Source organism: Paenibacillus sp. J22P218 (genome assembly GCF_056269195.1).
Map to the genome: position 1 here is coordinate 122,823 of NZ_JBWDNL010000004.1, position 17,790 is coordinate 140,612.

Annotated in this window: 15 protein-coding genes; 1 reads left to right on the top strand and 14 read right to left on the bottom strand. The window is 51.8% G+C overall.

Features of this window, described 5'->3' with window-relative positions:
- Positions 1-73 precede the first annotated feature (73 nt).
- From AC0YN0_RS18670 to AC0YN0_RS18735, 14 genes are all read right to left on the bottom strand, one after another.
- Complete coding sequence (locus AC0YN0_RS18670; RefSeq protein ID WP_475822616.1) at positions 74-1,336, bottom strand: glycosyltransferase family 39 protein; 1,263 nt, start codon at positions 1,334-1,336, stop codon at positions 74-76.
- 110 nt (positions 1,337-1,446) lie between these two features.
- Positions 1,447-1,734, bottom strand: a complete 288-nt coding sequence (locus AC0YN0_RS18675; RefSeq protein ID WP_337103559.1) for a DNA-directed RNA polymerase subunit beta — start codon at positions 1,732-1,734, stop codon at positions 1,447-1,449.
- Between the two features lie 17 nt (positions 1,735-1,751).
- On the bottom strand, positions 1,752-2,591 hold the full coding sequence (locus tag AC0YN0_RS18680; RefSeq protein ID WP_442049475.1) for a flagellar hook-basal body protein: 840 nt from the start codon (positions 2,589-2,591) through the stop codon (positions 1,752-1,754).
- Positions 2,592-2,622: 31 nt separating this feature from the next.
- Positions 2,623-3,483: a flagellar hook-basal body protein gene (locus AC0YN0_RS18685; RefSeq protein WP_475822617.1), complete on the bottom strand. Its 861-nt coding sequence runs from the start codon at positions 3,481-3,483 to the stop codon at positions 2,623-2,625.
- 167 nt (positions 3,484-3,650) lie between these two features.
- Positions 3,651-4,643, bottom strand: a complete 993-nt coding sequence (gene mreB, locus AC0YN0_RS18690) for a rod shape-determining protein MreB (protein ID WP_442049477.1) — start codon at positions 4,641-4,643, stop codon at positions 3,651-3,653.
- A gap of 166 nt (positions 4,644-4,809) precedes the next feature.
- Positions 4,810-5,097 (bottom strand): sporulation transcriptional regulator SpoIIID, encoded by a 288-nt coding sequence (gene spoIIID, locus AC0YN0_RS18695; protein ID WP_307204834.1) that lies wholly within the window; start codon positions 5,095-5,097, stop codon positions 4,810-4,812.
- A 180-nt stretch (positions 5,098-5,277) separates the two neighbouring features.
- A complete protein-coding gene (locus tag AC0YN0_RS18700) occupies positions 5,278-6,021 on the bottom strand; it encodes a peptidoglycan DD-metalloendopeptidase family protein (protein WP_442049478.1) in 744 nt (247 codons plus the stop codon).
- A gap of 83 nt (positions 6,022-6,104) precedes the next feature.
- Positions 6,105-7,367: a stage II sporulation protein D gene (gene spoIID, locus AC0YN0_RS18705; RefSeq protein ID WP_475822618.1), complete on the bottom strand. Its 1,263-nt coding sequence runs from the start codon at positions 7,365-7,367 to the stop codon at positions 6,105-6,107.
- Between the two features lie 134 nt (positions 7,368-7,501).
- Positions 7,502-8,692 carry an ABC transporter permease gene (locus AC0YN0_RS18710; RefSeq protein ID WP_442049480.1) on the bottom strand — a complete coding sequence of 397 codons (1,191 nt, stop codon included), beginning with the start codon at positions 8,690-8,692 and terminating at the stop codon, positions 7,502-7,504.
- Positions 8,634-9,401 (bottom strand): ABC transporter ATP-binding protein, encoded by a 768-nt coding sequence (locus AC0YN0_RS18715; RefSeq protein ID WP_475822619.1) that lies wholly within the window; start codon positions 9,399-9,401, stop codon positions 8,634-8,636. Before AC0YN0_RS18715 ends, AC0YN0_RS18710 begins: the two co-directional genes overlap by 59 nt.
- Positions 9,398-11,008 (bottom strand): efflux RND transporter periplasmic adaptor subunit, encoded by a 1,611-nt coding sequence (locus AC0YN0_RS18720; protein WP_475822620.1) that lies wholly within the window; start codon positions 11,006-11,008, stop codon positions 9,398-9,400. The genes AC0YN0_RS18715 and AC0YN0_RS18720 overlap by 4 nt, the downstream gene beginning before the upstream one ends.
- Positions 11,009-11,226: 218 nt before the next feature.
- Entirely contained in the window at positions 11,227-12,636 is a 1,410-nt protein-coding gene (gene murA, locus AC0YN0_RS18725; RefSeq protein ID WP_475822621.1) for a UDP-N-acetylglucosamine 1-carboxyvinyltransferase, read from the bottom strand.
- Positions 12,637-12,929: 293 nt separating this feature from the next.
- Positions 12,930-13,193, bottom strand: a complete 264-nt coding sequence (locus tag AC0YN0_RS18730) for a DUF1146 domain-containing protein (RefSeq protein ID WP_442049484.1) — start codon at positions 13,191-13,193, stop codon at positions 12,930-12,932.
- Positions 13,194-13,232: 39 nt separating this feature from the next.
- On the bottom strand, positions 13,233-16,253 hold the full coding sequence (locus tag AC0YN0_RS18735; RefSeq protein WP_475822622.1) for a S8 family serine peptidase: 3,021 nt from the start codon (positions 16,251-16,253) through the stop codon (positions 13,233-13,235).
- A 255-nt stretch (positions 16,254-16,508) separates the two neighbouring features.
- On the opposite strand from AC0YN0_RS18735, the gene AC0YN0_RS18740 reads away from it, so the two are divergent.
- Positions 16,509-17,705, top strand: coding sequence for an acyltransferase family protein (locus AC0YN0_RS18740; protein WP_475822623.1), 1,197 nt, complete (start codon positions 16,509-16,511; stop codon positions 17,703-17,705).
- Positions 17,706-17,790: the final 85 nt, after the last annotated feature.

Consider the following 17,790-nt stretch of genomic DNA (forward strand, 5'->3'; position numbering starts at 1 on the left):
GCCTCCAAATGAACAAAGCCCTTTCACTTCCGGTCACGGAAGCTGAAAGGGCTTTGTTGTTATTAAGGTTAAGCTAGGCATCAATTGAAGCGGACGCTTTACTCCGTTTGCTATATTTCAGAACGAACCAGTCGTAGAGTCGTTTCCCGGTGTCTGCCGTCAGCAACAGGATGAGCGGGATCAAGGTGAACGTATACCTCGCCTCCGCGACGTAGATAAGTCTCAGCGCAGTCATCGAGACGACCAACAGCGCGATGAAGATAAGCAGCGGCTGCGAACGCTTATACCGCAGCAGCGCATAGATCGTTCCCAGCGCCGCGAGCAGCATAATGAGGAAGTGCAACGGCAATCCGTTCATCGGTATAATCGTATACCATGGATCATGTCCCGTTCCCGTATAGACCGGGCCGTACAGATAGACTAGCTTGCCGACCGTATACCAGCCGAGGAAGGTCAGCGGATAATGCTTGAAGCCGTATATTATACGCTCCTTAGCGACCTCCGTCTGCGAATCTTCGGCCTTCGCATGAATCGGAACAATCGTATTCTCATAGTTCTTGTATTCGAACGTGCCGGCGTACAACGGATTCTCCATCGTTGACAGCAAAATAAACTTATCGAACGTCACCATATTGCGAATCCACCATGGACTCATCAGCACGGCGAATACGAGCATCGTCACACCGAAGACGGTCAATACCTTCTTACGGCTTTGCTTCAGCTTCCAGCCGTAGAATACGACGAACAGCAGCGCAACCGGCAGAAATTCCGGACGCGTAAGCACGAGCGCTCCGAGCGCAGCACCTGCCGCAAGCGCCCATGGAAGCGACAACTTCTCGTAGGAGCGCAGTTGCAGCGTAACGTACAACGCGAGCAAGAACGTCGCCAGCACTTCGGTCAGTATCGCTCCGTTCGCATAAACGAATGGCGGATAGACAGCCGCCAGCAGCAAAGCGATGAGCGCTTGCGCTCTCCCTAGCTGCCGATAGGCAAGTTGGAACAACAACGCCATCGTAGCAAGACTTAAGATAACTTGTATGTATCTGACATAAGGAAAAGGATCATGCTGCTTATAATCAACCGCTTTATAGATCCCCGCTAGGAAGAGCGGAAAACCCGGCGTCACCTTCGCATTCGGTTGTTCTTCCTTATAGGCGTAGACGCCCTTCTCCAGCAATTGTTGAACCATTAGATTGTAATACTTCGTATCATGGTTTTTCATGCTATGCGTCGACGATGCGACAAAGTCGAAGCGCAGAAAAGCACCTACTATGAATAGGACAGCGACAGCGCCCCAGTACCATTTTGCACGCGATTGGTTCATCTTCTCCACCATACCGCCTTCCCCTAAAATTCCACACACAAAAAAAGATCACGCTCAGCAGTCGCTCCTGCAAGAGCATGATCTCATATGCTTATTCGTACGAGCAAATGCGTCGTACACCCTTACGAATCGGCAAACACCAAATCGTATAGATGCTGCCAAGTCGACCAACTGAATACTTCATCCTCCGGCTGCTTGCCAAGTACGACATAACCGGCGTACAGGCCTACAATGAGCATAATGACCATAATGACTGGTACGATGCTCTTGCGCAAAATCCATAAAGTGATATTCGCACCTTTGGAACGCTGCTTCTTAGCTTTAGCCTTCGTCTTCGAGCCGTCTCGCTTTGGGGGATCTTCTCCTTCGCCCCTATTGCTATTCTCGACTCGCTCATCGGCCATACTCATTCACCATCATCCTATCCTTATGCGCGCAAACTGTTAGCAAGCCCCATCATCGTATCACTGGACGAGAGAGCACGCGCAGCCAGCTGGTAAGCGCGCTGTACACTAATAAGCTCCGTAATCTCATCCGTCATTTCGACATTGGATTGCTCCAAATAACCTTGGTTAACAGTAACGCCATTATCGCTGCCAGGCACGATAAGCTGAACGACGTCTCCTTGGTTGATTCCATCAGCGATAATGAACAGATTGTCCGCCACCGCCGTCAACGCTGCAGGACGTGTCGCTTGCAGCAGCTTCACGCTGCCAAGCTCGATCGTCTGCTCGGACGAAACGCCAAGCACAGTGCCATCCGGATTGACGCGCAGGCTGTAGCCCTGCGGTACGACGATCTGCCCGTCTACGAGAGCACCCGTCTGATCCCTGACTCTTCCGACTACAGGGTATCCGTCTTCCGTTGCCAGTATGGTATCACCGTTTGCGTTAGGCGTCAACTGGAAGGCGCCGTTGCGCGTGTACGCACGGTTGCCTGCCGCATCGACTTCGACCTCGAATAGGGCATTTCCTTCAATGGCAAGGTCAGTCTCTTTATCCGTCGCTTTAACCGGTCCTTGCGACAAATTCGGCTGCACCATCGTCATATGCGAACCCCAGCCTTGGTTGAAGTTCATCGGCGACAGCCTGCCCGGCTGATTGAACGCTTCCGGCTGTCTTCTCACGTTCGTGAGCAAATCCTCGAACGTCGCTTCCTTCTTCTTATAGCCTACCGTATTCGCGTTCGCTATATTATCGGCGAGCAAGTCGAGCTTCTGCTGCAGCCCGTTCATCGACACCATCGCATTAATCATTGAACCGTTCATGCTAAGCCTCCTGACGCAATCTCGTTATCGGTTAGACGCGGCCAATCTCCGTTACCGCTTTGCCTAAGCTTTGATCGTAAAATTGAATAACCTTCTGATTCGCTTCATAAGCCCGAAGCGCGGCCATCAGATCGACCGAAGCTTGCGCAGCGTCGACGTTGGAGCGTTCGACGTAGCCTTGTCTTACTTCGATTCTCTCGCCTGCATCGATTGCGCGGGCATTGCCGTCTTCGCCTTCGAAGCGGAAGTTGCCGTTGCCGTCGCGCACAAGCTCGTTCGGATTATCTACGCGCGTGATGAGGAGCTGCCCCCGCTCAATGCCTGCGGGATCTAAGAACCGCTGATCGTCGGTCAACATCAGATTCTCAAGGCTTGTCCCGACCGGAAATTGGATAGGCTGACCGTTCGCTCCAAGTACGCTAGAGCCATCGGTCGTCATGAGGAAGCCGTCTTCCGTCAATGTGAACTTGCCTCCGCGCGTATAGCGCACTTCTCCGTTCGCGTTCTGAACGGTGAAGAACGCTTGCGGCTGGAACGTCACTTGGCCGTCTTCGCTTACCGACTTGCCGGATTCATCGAACACGAGTCCAGGCACATCGATATTCGAGATAAGAGCGAAGTCAGATGCGTTATTCGTCTGCGTCAGGTCGCCTTGCAGATGAATCGATAAGCTCTCCTCGGCGAATACGCCGCTCGTCAACTTTCCGATCTTCATTTGATCCTTCGGCTCAACGCCTGTAAGCGACAAGAGCATCTCAGGAAATGCGCGCGACACCGAATTCGTCTGCTTGTAGCCCGGTGTATTGATATTCGATATATTATTCGTTACCGTATCATGTCTGCGTTGCTGTGCAATCATGCCGGCAGCTGCGGTATATAGTCCTCTTAACACGATTGTAACCTCCTCGTGGCTTTCATTCCCAGTACCTCTATATATTATCGGTTGAAAGCAAGGCAGGCTGAATAGCATGTCTATGCGACCTTTGACTCATTTGCGCCTCGGCTCGCCCCCCTATGGCTCCCTACCCGCGCAAACGATTCAAATGCCGCTAACCGGCCTTATTTTTTACCGAGCTTGTCCAAGTGATCGAGCAGTATACCCGTCCCCTTCACGACGCAATGCATCGGATCTTCAGCGATCAGCACCGGTACCTTCAGTTCCTCTGCGAGCAGAGCATCGAGCCCGTCCAATAACGCGCCGCCGCCTGTCAGAATGACGCCGCGGTCGATAATATCAGCGGACAATTCCGGCGGCGTGCGCTCCAGTACCGACTTCGCTGCCGATACGATCGACATCACCGGATCCCATAGCGCTTCGCGAACCTCGTTCGAGCGGATCGTAACCGTAAGCGGCAGACCCGACACCATGTCGCGTCCGCGAATATCGATCTCGTCGCGGCGTCCGTCCTCGAATACCGTGCCAATCTTAATCTTAATATCCTCGCTCGTTCTCTCGCCGATCAGAAGCTTGTACTTGCTCTTAATATATTTCATGATTGCGTCGTCGAACTTGTCCCCTGCGACTTTAATCGAAGAGGCGGTAACGACGTCGCCCATAGAAAGAACGGCTACATCCGTCGTACCCCCGCCAATGTCCACGACCATATTGCCGCTAGGCTGGAATATGTCCATTCCAGCCCCAATAGCGGCAGCCTTCGGCTCTTCTTCCAAAAAAACTTCCTTCGCGCCGCTGCGTTCCGCCGCCTCGCGAATCGCCTTCTGCTCTACCGACGTAATATTCGTTGGCGCGCAGATTAGAATGCGAGGACGGCTGAACCACTTGCGGCCTTCCACACGGTCAATAAACGCTTTCAGCATAATTTCCGTAATTTCAAAGTCTGCGATTACGCCATCTCTTAGCGGACGAATCGCAATGATGTTGCCCGGAGTACGGCCCACCATACGGTGCGCCTCCTCGCCTACGGCAAGCACGCGCTTCGTGTCGCTCTCAATTGCAACGACAGACGGCTCATCGAGCACAACGCCTCTTCCTTTTACATGAATCGAAACATTGGCTGTTCCAAGATCAATCCCGATATCCTTGCTCAGCATAAGGCTTAAGTCCCCCAACGAATAATGTTTACATAACGTACGTTTAGTCCCTCTTGACAGAGAAACCGCTAGTGTACATTATTCGCCAAAAAGGTCGAAATTCCTCTACAAATCGATGAAAAATTTTCATGCCGTGTCAGCACGTGTCGACTAACCTTTTATTTGATTACACCTTGCCCGCGGCAATGACTTCGCGCTTCTTGGAACTCGTTTTTTTGTATTTGATTTTGGTCGCTTCGCCTCCTCTTAAATGCCTAATCGATTTGTGATACTCGAGAATGTGCTTAACCTGGTCTGCCAGGTCGGGGTTGATTTCCGGCAGTCGTTCGGTCAAATCCTTATGCACCGTACTCTTGGACACACCGAACTCTTTGGCGATCGTTCGCACCGTATGCTTCGTTTCAACGATGCAGCGGCCTATTTTAATGGTTCGCTCTTTGATGTAATCGTGCACGTTCCCGCCTCCCTACTCGAGATAGTTTGGTACATTATATGAGTCGAGCGGGTATATATTCGTTATGGCCAAGCGTGACAAGCCCGATTGCCAATAATTTTTAATAAAAAACAGAAACAGGCAGGGGAATGTCCCCTGCCTGTGCGCCGCAAGCGTAGTATTTACGCCGCTTCTAACGGTTTACTGCTCTTTGATGAAATCATTCGGATTAACCGGATCGCCGTTCACGAGCGTTTCATAATGAAGGTGGATGCCGAGATCGCGTTGGAGATCGTTGCGGCCCGCTTTTGCAATAACCGTGCCTTGCTGCACCTCGTCGCCTTCTTTAACCGCTACTTCCGATACGCTTTGGTAAACCGTCGACAGCTCTTCGCCGTGCGAGATCTCTACCGTCAGACCGTTTTTCGGATGCTGATACACCTTCGTTACTGTACCCGAGAGAGCTGCCGCTACATCGAACGTCTTGCCTGTCGGATCAACGAAGTCCATACCCGTGCTGAGTACGAATTTGTTGTCCTCGATCTCTACAATCGCGTCCTCTTGCTCCGTTGCCGGAAGCTTGTCATCGTAGAACGGTGTCTTCACAGTAAGTGTTTCTGTGTTAACCGGCCATTCCATCGATTCGTTGCCTGCGATAACAGGCAATGCGCCTTCTTCGCCTGCATTTGTTTGACCGTCACCTTGAGTCTCTTCAGTAGGATCGGATGTAACTGCTTTGTCTGTGTTGGTGTCCGCTCCCTGATAGATCCAAAGTAAGGTTACGATAATTGCTGCCGCGGCCATGAAGAGCGCTGGGGATACCCATCTCTTAGCGAATAGGCTTCTCCATCCACTGCTAGACTTGGCGGCAGACGTTCCTCCCAGAGCGTTTTTGGGAGTTTCTTCTGGTCTTTGCTTCGGTTTGTTCTGATTTTGTTCATTCATTTTTATATCACCTCACTAGCCATTGTTGCCAGAACTGCTAGGTTTATACGTGAGGTGAATACTAATTTTTGAAAGATTATAGACTATGACCTTTGGGCCAATTGCGCCGATAGCTTGGAAGCTTGTTCGACTGTCGTACTAGAGTAGTAGTGACCGAGGATAGCAGCCACGTCCGCCCCTTCCTGAGCCATGCCGTTCGCGCCCCATTGGCTCATGCCGACACCGTGTCCGTAGCCATAGGTCGTAATCGTAATGAAATCTCCCTTAACGCTCCACGTGAATTGCGAGGAAGCCAGCTCTAGCTTCTCTCTTACCTCGCGGCCGGTAAACACTTTATCGCCTATACGAATCTTGCTAATGCGATTGCCTTCCGTTCGCTCTGTGACGCGAATGGATGACTTCGCGAACCCTTTTCTCTTAACGCCCAGCTTCTTATGAAACTCGGTTAGCTTAAGCTTCACCGTCTCTTTATATTTAGGCGAGATCGCCTTGTCCCACGGACTTTCCACACTGCGCAAATAAGGAATCTGCTGTGTCCAATAGTCTTCCGAGTTTTCCGTATAGCCGTTGCTCGTTGAAAAAAAAGCCGCTTCTATCGGTTCTCCCTCATACGTAATGACCAGACCTCTCGTCTCATCAATGACTTTGCCAAGCTTGGCCATATTCGCTTTGCGCTCCGTCTTCGCCCATTGCCCCTCCAGCTTCGCCAGCGGCGTATACACTTGATGCTGTACCGTATCGGTTACGTCCGCGCCATGCAGAGACATATCGGTATCATCGCCGTGTCCTTGTATCAGCCGTCTGACAATATACGTTCTGGCGGCAATCGCCTGCGCCTTAAGCGCCTCTATCTCGAAATCAATAGGCATCTCTGCCGCGACAACGCCGCGCACGTACGTTTCGAGCGGCACGTTCTCGATGCGCTTCTCTTTCGTCAGATAGATATGAATGATCAGATCATCCAGCTCGCTTGACGTTTGCGGAGCGGCAGACGTTACATCATCTTGGTCTGAAACGTTCTGTTCCTTGACGATATCATCGTCTTTTCCGTTCGGCTCATTCTTCGGCGCAGCTGCCTCATTCTCATTGGTGCGCCGCTGCAGCTGCGCGGCTGTCTCCGTGATACGGCTTGCCGCCTGTTCCTTGATTGATGATTGTTGAAATTCGGCCAGACCGGTATCAGCGTAACCTGCGGCGGACGCCGCACGAAGCTCATTCAGCGATAGCTTAATCAGCAGAATAGAAGCTCCAAACATAGCTCCAATACCGAATAGAGCTAACCATCGCTTGACCGATTGCCGGTGCAACAACGATACGACCAGCTGTGTTCTTATCTTTGGGCTCATGCGCTCTCCTTCCACCTAGGCCGGTGAGAGCGAGCACGCTGGCGTTATTGACCCTATCGCTTATGCCGCTCTCTTAAATCGACCCTGATGGTTCATTCTATGAGAACGAATAATAGGGTAGAACCTCTTGTCTCCTAATCGTAGCGAAGGGCGTCGACCGGCTTTAAGCCTGCTGCCTTATTCGCGGGCAAATAGCCGAATATAACGCCGACGAGGGCAGAGAACGCGAAGGACAGCAGTACCGTATCGCCCGGCACTTCCGTTTCCGTATGCATAACCTGGCCGATGACGAATGAAGCCACGTAACCAAGCCCAATTCCAAGGGCGCCTCCCAAACCGCTTATGCAGACAGCTTCTACGAGAAACTGAAACAGAATATCGCGCTTCTTGGCGCCAAGCGACTTGCGTATGCCAATCTCGCGCGTCCGCTCGGTGACTGATACTAGCATAATGTTCATAATGCCTATGCCGCCAACAATAAGGGAAATAATAGCGACATAGATCAATTGCCTATTCATTGTCTCGTTAACCGAGTTCAATGTCTCCATCGCTTCCTCTTGATTGAAGACGCGGTACGCGTTTTCGTTGCCTCTGAACTTCTCATAGAGTACCGCCTCGATAGCCGTGACGGTCGCGGACATGAGATCAGTGTCGGTGACAAGCAAATTGATTGTCGTGACGCCGCTCGTTTGAAATATTTTTTGCGCTGTCGTAATCGGAATCAGTATTTTCTCGTCGTTAGAGCCCGCGATAGACGTTCCTTGCGATTCGAGCAAGCCGACAATCGTGAAGTTGTAGCCGTTGATCGTTATTTTTTTGCCAACGGCCTCTGCCGGATTCTCGCCCTCTTCCTCGAACAGGTCGGTCGCCGTATCTACGCCGATCAGCGCTACTCTTGACGCGTTATTAATATCCGGCGATGCAATGTAGCGGCCATCCTGCACAGGAAAATCTTTAACCTGCTCATAGGCGGGCGTAATCCCCTCTACGCTAACCGATACTTGCGTCTTACCGTACTTCGCATACGCATTGCTGCTCGTTACAGGCGCAACGCCTTCAATGTTCATGACATCTCCAAGCTCGTTCGCTTCATCGACCGTTAGCGAGGTTACCGTCCCGCGTCCTGTAATGGTAGCCGACAGCGAGTTCGGGCTGCCGAGTGATGACACCTGCTCGGCTACCTCGTTGGATGACGCCTTGCCCATCGCCACAAGCGCAATGACCGTCGCAACGCCGATCAATATCCCGAGCATCGAAAGTATCGTTCTAAGCTTGTTCGATAAGACGCTCTTCACGGCCATTAACAAGCCTTGCGTAAGCTTCATCGTCATTCCTCCTTCCGAGCTCCGTCAACACCCCGTCCCGGATGACGACTGTACGTCTGGCCCGCTGGGCCACCTCCATATCATGCGTGATAAGGACGATCGTCTGGCCCGCTTGGTTCAGCTCCTCCATCATGTTCAACACTTCCATGCCCGTCTTGGAATCGAGCGCGCCAGTCGGCTCATCGGCAAGCAGCATAGGCGGATTAGTCGCTAACGCACGCGCGATTGCAACCCGCTGCTGCTGCCCTCCGGACAGCTCGCTCTGCCGATGATGCAGACGGTTGCCAAGACCGACTCTCTCGAGCGCTTCCTTGGCCAGCTGCTTGCGCACCTTGCCTGACAACCCGCGATAGATGAGGGGCAGCTCGCAGTTTTCCAGCGCCGTGAGCTTCGGAAGCAAATGATAGCCTTGAAAAATAAATCCGATTTTTTTGTTTCTCATCACGGTCAGCTTATTGTCGCTTTGGCCGTTCATCTCTGAGCCTTCCAGCTTGTAGCTTCCTTCGCTTGGCGTATCTAGACACCCGATGATGTTCATAAGAGTCGATTTGCCTGACCCCGACGGACCGACGATTGCTAGAAACTCGCCATGCTCGACCCTGAGCGAGACGTTGTGCAGAACAGTCGTTTTCTCTCGCGCCATCATATAGTACTTCGTTACGCCTTCCATCTCGATTAGCGGTAGGCTGCCATGATCGTTTCCGCTCATCGCATGCCACCGCCGCCCATTCCGCCGCCAGCACTGCTGCGTACGGTTCCACCGCCGCCGCCCATTTGCATTTGGAAGCCTCCGCCGCCGAAGCCGCCTCCCGGGAAGCCTTGCATCTGAACATTCGTTTCTTGCTGACCGCCACCCAGCCCAGCCGTTCCGGAAGCAACAGGGATCAGCACGCTGTCACCTTCATTCAGTCCCGATACAATTTCAACGAAGTTTTCGTTGCTAAGACCCGTCGTCACTTCGACAAGTTGTCCGCCGAGCGTCAACGTTTCCATCATCGCTTGGCGCATATTTTGACGTTCGCTTGATCCCGCGCCGCCTCCGGTTCCTCCAGTTCCGCCAGCACCGCCCGTCATGCCTTGTCCGCCGCCGCTTGGCCGTTGGCCTGTTCCTGCAGATGCGCCGCTATCGCCTGACGTGCTTTGTCCGCCGCCGGAAGCTGCTCCATCGCCTGCCGGTGCTTCAGCATCTGCCGTACCCTTCGTCGCTTCACCTTGCGTATCGCCGCTTGCCGGCGCTTGCCCCCCTTCGCCTCCAGGGAACGCTCCGCCTTCCGGAGGTTGACCGCCGCCTTCCCCCATTGGCCCGCCTTCGCCTGACCAATCTCCTTGTCCGCGTCCGCCGCCCGTCTGTCCACCGCCAGCCGCGGCTGCGCTATCGCCAGTCGACGGCACGCGAACGAATGATTTGCCGCCCATCTCAACAACCGCATTTACCGGCACGAGAACAATATCTTCTTTGGACTCAATCGTAATCGCGGCTTCACCCGACATGCCTGCCATAACCCCTTCAATATCGTTCAGAAGGATACTCACCTCGAAGGAGGATGAGCCGTTGCTGGACGAGCCTTCACGCGCAATCTCCGATACAGTCGCATCTATCGTACGATCGGTAATCGAGCTAAGCGTAATATCAACTGCTTGGCCTACCTTAAGAGATGGAATGTCGAGCTCATCGACTGATGTAACAAACTCAAGCTTCGTGTAGTCAACGATTGTTGCAATCGTCGTATTCGCTTGAACCTCGTCTCCAGCTTCAATATCGAATTCCGTAATCTCGCCTTCGATCGTTGCTGTTACCGTCTTCACCTGCTCGTTCTGTTCTTCATAAATGTCTTGCAGGTCGTCATTCAGATCTGCAATTTCCGAGTTGGTTTCCTCGATGCTCTTTTGAATCTTTTTCTTCGTTTCCTCTTCGTCTTCCGTACCGATTGCCGCTTTATAATCTTCTTGATAACCTTCAATCGTTTCCTGCAGCTTTTCCTTATTTTTCTCGATCGTTTCGATCTGATCTTCATAGTCGTCCGAATCCTCGAACGTTACGAGCGTTTGGCCCGCCTTTACTTTATCGCCTTTTTTTACGTGCACCTCGGCGATCGTTCCGCTCTTGCCGGCGGTCAGCGTCTCGCGCGAATTCGCGGCAACCGAACCCGTCCCGCTAATTTGATTCACGATCGAGCCCTTGGTCGCCGTAACCGTCTGGGCTACAGGATCTTCTCCCGCCGCTTCCTTGTCCTTCGCAAAATAATAGTAATACGCTCCCGCTCCGGCCGCGGCAAGAATGATAACGATGCCTAGCCAAATCGTCCACTTCTTCATTTGCTTTACGCCACCCTCCATCAGACTTGATCGAATAGACTATAGCAAACGAAGATGAACGGGAAATGAACAAGCCGAAAGACGCTTTACTACCACGATCGGTTCTCCTCTATATGATAAAATGAACAAAAAAAGAGGACATCTTGCTCGCCTGAGGATTGTTGCTTCCTCATAACGGTCAAGATGTCCTCTCTTTATTCCATTCATTGTGTAAGAAATTAAGCCCAAGTCGGCTGAACCTTAAGTACGGCAACCTCTTTCTCCCGCTTGTAGCTCGCAGCCTGTTCATGCTCCGATACAGCTGACGAAGCAACAACCGCAGCCGCCCTTGCAGCGACTGCAACCGGTGCGGGAGCTGCTTGTTCGTTCTCCGATTCTACGCGGAAGATCGTAGCGCCAAGTGCGGCTAGCTTGCCTGTAATATCGACATACCCGCGGTCCACATGATGCAGTCCCGTAAGCTCTGTCTCGCCTTCAGCGCGAAGCGCCGCGCAGATAAGCGCCGCTCCCGCGCGCAGGTCAGTCGCACATACCTTCGCGCCTTTAAGCGGCAATCCGCCGCTTACAATAGCGGTACGTCCGTCTACTTTGATCTGAGCGTTCATCTTCTGGAACTCTTCAACGTGCATGAAACGGTTCTCGAATACGGTCTCCGTCACCACGCTCGTACCTTCCGAAACGAGAAGCAGTGCCATCATAGGCGATTGCATATCGGTCGGGAAGCCTGGATGCGGCAATGTTTTTACATCGACCGATTTCAACTCCGCACCTGCGCGAACGCGAATGCCATTGTCGCTCTCGGTAATCTCGACGCCCATCTCTTCGAGCTTGGAGATGACCGGCGTCAAATGATCGGCAATCGCGCCTTCGACGAATACGTCGCCGCCAGTTATCGCTGCTGCAATCATGTACGTGCCCGCTTCAACGCGGTCAGGGATAACATTATGCGCTGCGCCGTGCATTTTATCCACGCCTTCAATACGGATCAGACCGGTACCGGCACCGCGCACCTTGCCGCCCATGGCGTTAATATAATTAGCCAAGTCGACGATTTCCGGTTCTTTGGCTGCATTTTCAATGGTGGTCGTTCCAACCGCTAGTGCGGCTGCCATCATAATATTCTCCGTTGCGCCCACGCTGGCAACGTCGAGGTAAATCTTCGCACCCTTAAGACGGGTCGGCGTGCTTGCTTCAATGAAGCCATGACCGAGCGTAATCTCCGCTCCCATCGCCTCAAAGCCCTTCAAATGCTGATCAATCGGACGAGTTCCGATCGCGCAGCCGCCTGGCAGCGAGATACGCACTTTGCCTACGCGGGCAAGAAGCGGTCCCATGACAAGGAACGATGCACGCATTTTACGAATGAGCTCGTAAGGTGCCTCGATTGAAGTAATAGCTGGCGCTGATATGCGCATCGTTTCATTATTATAAGTTAATTGTGCGCCCAATGAAGCAAGCACCTTCTGAATCGTCATAACGTCATCGAGGAGGGGTACGTCATAGATGACGCTGTCTCCTTCTGTCGCCAATAATGAGGCCGCTAGAATGGGAAGCACGGCATTTTTTGCACCGCTAACGCGGACCGTTCCCTTCAAACGCTGACCTCCGCGGACGATAATTTTGGTCATCTTATGGTTCCCTCCGCGAACTGCAATTTCTATACCCTCTACGAGCATATAATGGAATTTCTCACTACAACTAAACTTCATCTTATCATTCAACTACATGAATCGACAAGCGCTAAATTACTTCCATTTTATTCTTATCCGTCTTTGGTCCTAGATCGGATTTTTGCCTTGCCTGCTTATCCTGATTTACCAAGAAAAGTAATCCATTTTCACGTTGGGATCTGCTTGTGCTTCGTGCTCCCCAACTTATCTTATCGTCATTTAATACCCATTGTTGACATCTTTCGCGACTGTTATTCGACAAAGCTGCGAAGCATCGTTGTGAAGCTCCAATATTCCAAAATAAACTTGGCGAACAAGTGTCCCAAAATAACCGCAACAACCACTTGAAACATCCTTGCCTTTGCATTGCGGGGATGCTTGAAGAACGTTTCCCACTTTACCTCCTGCAGCAGCGTCCACACCAGCATAATACTGATCAGAACAACAATAATAGAGAATAATCCGGTAATGCCGGTCATCCGCTGCGCCTCATCGAATACATCATAATTTTCCATAGTTACCCCTTCGCTTCATCCCTCGATCACTTAATCGGCTTAGTTGCTCAGCAAATGATACAGAAGTACCGAATATTCGGCCCTGCTCGCTTGCTGCTTTGGTTTGAATTGGTTGTTCTCTATCCCTTTGATTGCACCGTTCGCCTTAAGCGCGATCAGCATAGGCGCTGCCCAGTGCGCTCTGCTCACATCCGCGAACGGAGCACCGAGCGGGATTCTCGGCTGCACGCCGTCCGCATAACCGATAATAATAGCCATTTCTACGCGCGTTATCGGCTGATCCGGCTTAAAGCTTCCATCGGGGAAGCCTTTTATCCAGCCCTGCTGTACCGCTTTGGCTATTTCGTCATAGGCCCAGTGCGAGGCTGTAACGTCCTTGAATCGCTTCTGGCCGTTGTTAATGCTCCCGCTCGGCTTATAAGCCTTCACAACCATTGCTGCCGCTTCAGCGCGCGTGATCGCCCGCTTCGGCTCGAAGCGATAATTGCCTGTTCCGTTTATGATGCCAAGCTGACTTAACGCGGTTATTTCTTTTTGAGCCCAATGATTTGAAATATCGCGGAAGCCTCCGACCAGCGCCTCCGATTTGATTTTGAAACGATAATATTGGCTGTCTGACGGAGCTCCTGCGGATAGCTTCACATAATAAATGCCCGGCTCAAGTATGAGCTCCGATGTCTGCAGAGAACCGCTCTGCCCGGTTGAAGACGTTGTTAGACGCGACATCCGCTTATCGTAGGCTTCCAGCTTCAAATTTATGGAGGATGGAACGCTTGAGACGGCCATCGATACGACGCTTGCCTTGCTTACACGGAACTGAAACCAATCCAAATCGGTTTTGCTGCCTATTACACCTAGATAATCCGTACCCGGATTCACCATAAATGACTCATACGATTTGTCGTTTGGTTCATTCGGGTCTTCGTACTTAGGCGTATATTCCAGCTTCAGCGTATATGTACCTATGACAGGACTTGCTTCGGATGAGATTGCATTGTGGACACGAATATAATATTTCCCTGGAGCGACGGTTATGACAGGAGACTGCTCCGTTTTCCCTTCACCCTCATCATCGTACAAGAGCAATTGATCACCTGCGCGCTGTATAGCGAGGCCCGGATCAATTCTTGCCGTATCCGTGCTTAATACAATCTTTAGTTTACCGCCTTGCGTCAAAGATACAACATACCAGTCGCGATCAGCGGTTTGATGAAAGTTGCCAACGACGGTTTGTGTCCGAGGTTGAAGCGTATAGGCTTCATAAGATTTATCATTCGACTCGTAAGCATCCTGTTTTATTATAAAAGAGGAAGTCAGCATATACGGTAAACCTAAAGTACTATATTGATTCATCAACTCAACCCGAATGAGATGCGCGCCCTTCTTCACATCGATATCGATCGACGTGCTTGCCAGCTTCGTATCGTAGATCATCTGCTGCTGACCGTTAAAATATTGATAAATCCGTACAGGCTGCACCGCTTTGCCCGGCTCGACCATACCTTTGTAATCGATCGTGAGCGTTCCGTCACTCGGCATGTCAATGCGGTACCAGTCTTGGTCTTCTCCGTTCTCAAGCGAGGCGGTGATGCTCGTGCCTAGCTGGAATCGCTTCGCCGTCTTGCTCGTGTCATTCGGTTCGTATATATCCATTACCACATTCGCGTTAACCGCTTTATCGATCTGCAGCAAGCCATAACCCGACTTGCTGTCGACGCCTGCAGTACCGATATCCTTGGCCGTCTGCCGCAGCAGAGCCCTTACCTGGTAAGGCTTCAAATCTGGATTTTGGGCCCAAATAAGACCTGCAGCCGCAGCTACTTGCGGCGCCGCCATCGAGGTGCCCTCTTCCCGCTTGTAGAGCCCGCCCATGCCCGTCGTGAACACGTTCCATGGCGCCATTATATCAAGCTCAGGTCCCGGATTGGAGCGTACATCAACTGTTCCATTCGGTTTGATGCCGCCAACTGCGATTACAGTCGGGTAGGCGGCAGGATATTTGACAGCCGCCTTTGCGCCGTACGAAACGCCGTCATTGCCTGCCGCTGCTACGAGCAGCACGCCTTTGGATTCGGCATACTCTACGATATCGAGCATGTACGGCGAGTAGCGGTGCAGACCAACCGACAGGACGACAATTCGAGCGCCGCTCTTAATCGCATACAAGATCGCGTCGCCAAGCTCCTCTTCCGTCCCGTCTCCGCGATTATCGAGCGCCTTGATCGGCATAATCTTCGCCTTCCATATAATGCCCGCTACGCCTTTGCCGTTATTGCTCTCGGCCGCGATAACGCCGGCCACGCTGGTGCCGTGGCCGTTGTCGTCGTTGGGCGGAAGCTTCGGATTGACCAGATTGACGCCAGGCACCAAGTTATTGATCAGGTCGGGATGATCGAGATCGACGCCCGTATCCACGATCGCTATCGTAAGCTTCGTCTGCTCGCGCATTGTCTCCCACGCTTTAACCGCGCCGATCTGAGCCAAGTAAGGCTGCTGTGCGTATTCAGGGTCGTTCACCGTCACCTTTTGGGCGGTGAACAAGGGGGGGCTGGAGGGCGCGGAAGAGGCTTTCGTATCCGCGCCATCATTGCCGCTGCCCGGCGCCGGCGTCTGCGACGCCTCCGGCAGCGCAAGGGCGTGCACCCGACTGTTCGGGTGCACGTATTCGACGCCCGGCTCGCTTAGCAGCCGGGCGAGCCAAGCTTGCACGTCCTCCCCGCTGTCGCCGGCGGGACGCACGACATCGACCGCCGCCTCGCTTTGGCGGCGGAGCACCTCTGTCCCGCGCAGCTCATGCGCCAGCGCGGGGTCGCTCCACTTGAGCAGCCAGCTCTGCGGCTGCTCTTCAGCGGCGACAGCTTCGCCGTCAGCCGCGGATTGCGGCGCGGCCTCCTGCGGCGCTGCCGCCGCATGGCGAGCGAGCCCTGCGGGGGCCATGCCCCCGAGGGCGACGCTCGCAAGCAACAGCGCGAGCAGCGATCTTCGCGCATAAGCGAGCACCGCTTTATATCTGTTTGTTGCTATTTTTTTCAACGTTCGTCCATTTGGTAATATCATCATATTCTGCCTTTTTATCATATTGGCCGCATCTTTTTGGCATACTGAAGCAGCATCCTTGATCAACGATACGGGGTTACTACATATAAGGGGTTACTACATATAACCTATTCGATTCCAAACCGTTAAATCCCTTGCAGATGACCGACAACGGTCCAAAAGACCTATGAAGTTCTTTACAATATCCAAGCTCCTAGCCTTGTGTTATCATTAATTAGCGCCATTAACCGCACACTGTGATTTGGGGAGGAAGAAGGTTTGAGCCATAATAATCGCATAGAATCGCTCGATTCGCTTCGAGGAATTGCTTCAATGATCGTTGTTATTTTCCACTGTTTAATTGCATTCACCGTTTTTGAACAAGCCAATTTCAATCGTTTCGACAACGATTTTTTCAAATATTTCACAATCACGCCTTTGCACACCCTCTGGGCAGGCAGGGAAGCCGTTTTACTATTTTTTGTGTTAAGCGGATTTGTCCTTGCAATTCCCTTTTTCGAGGGCAAAACCCAGTCCTACGGAGCGTATGCGATAAGACGATTCTGCCGCATATACATTCCTTACATCGTTCTTATGCTAGCTTCGGCGCTGCTACTAACCATCTTTTTGGAATACAAAGATATTCAAGGGTTAAGTGCCTCTTATGATAATCGTTGGAATCATCCCGTTACCCTTAAAGCGATTGCCTCTTACTTGCTGATGGAGAACTACGATACGACGAATGTGAACGGAGTCGTGTGGACGCTGTTCCATGAGATGAGAATATCGTTAATTTTACCGCTCTTCCTTCTAATAATAAGAAGATTCAATTTCGTCAGCGCCGCCATCCTGTCCCTAGGCTTAAATGTGCTTGTCTATTTGGCGTTGGATAACTGGGCCGCCGTTCTGGATGAAGGTCGTCTATTAATTATGGTGAAAGCCGTTAGATGGAGCATGTATTACTGCACCTGCTTCATACTAGGAGCGCTGCTATCTAAGTATCGGAACAAACTGCCTAGACTGAAAACCATTTATACGGCTATTCTTGTGGCAGTGTCGCTCGTATTGATCAATTGCCGCTGGATGGTTGTCGTCTTCCAAGTGAAAGATCAGAAAATAACGGACGTTATAACCATTGCCGGCATCCTGCTGCTGTTCGCGGCCGTTCTTTCTTCGGACCGCCTAAATGCCTTCCTTTCCATAAAGCCATTAACATGGCTCGGCAAAATTTCGTTCAGCCTGTATTTGGTTCATATTCCGGTTATGATGATGATCACCATTTTGCTGGGCAAAATTATACCGATTGAAGCGGCTTTCATTCTCGTTCCGATCGTAAGCCTTCCTGTCGCCCACTTCACGTACAAATTCGTGGAGCTGCCGAGCAACAAGCTGGGAAGGTCCATTGCGAAAGTAATAAATCGAAACCGAAATTCTTCCCGTAAGCAGGCATCCGGTGATATTGCAGAGTCAATATAATTACGTCAGCCATTATCCGAGAGTTGCTCGGCCTATAAAGGAACAAGGCGTTTCGCTTAAGTTGCGAAGCGCTTATTTCTTTACA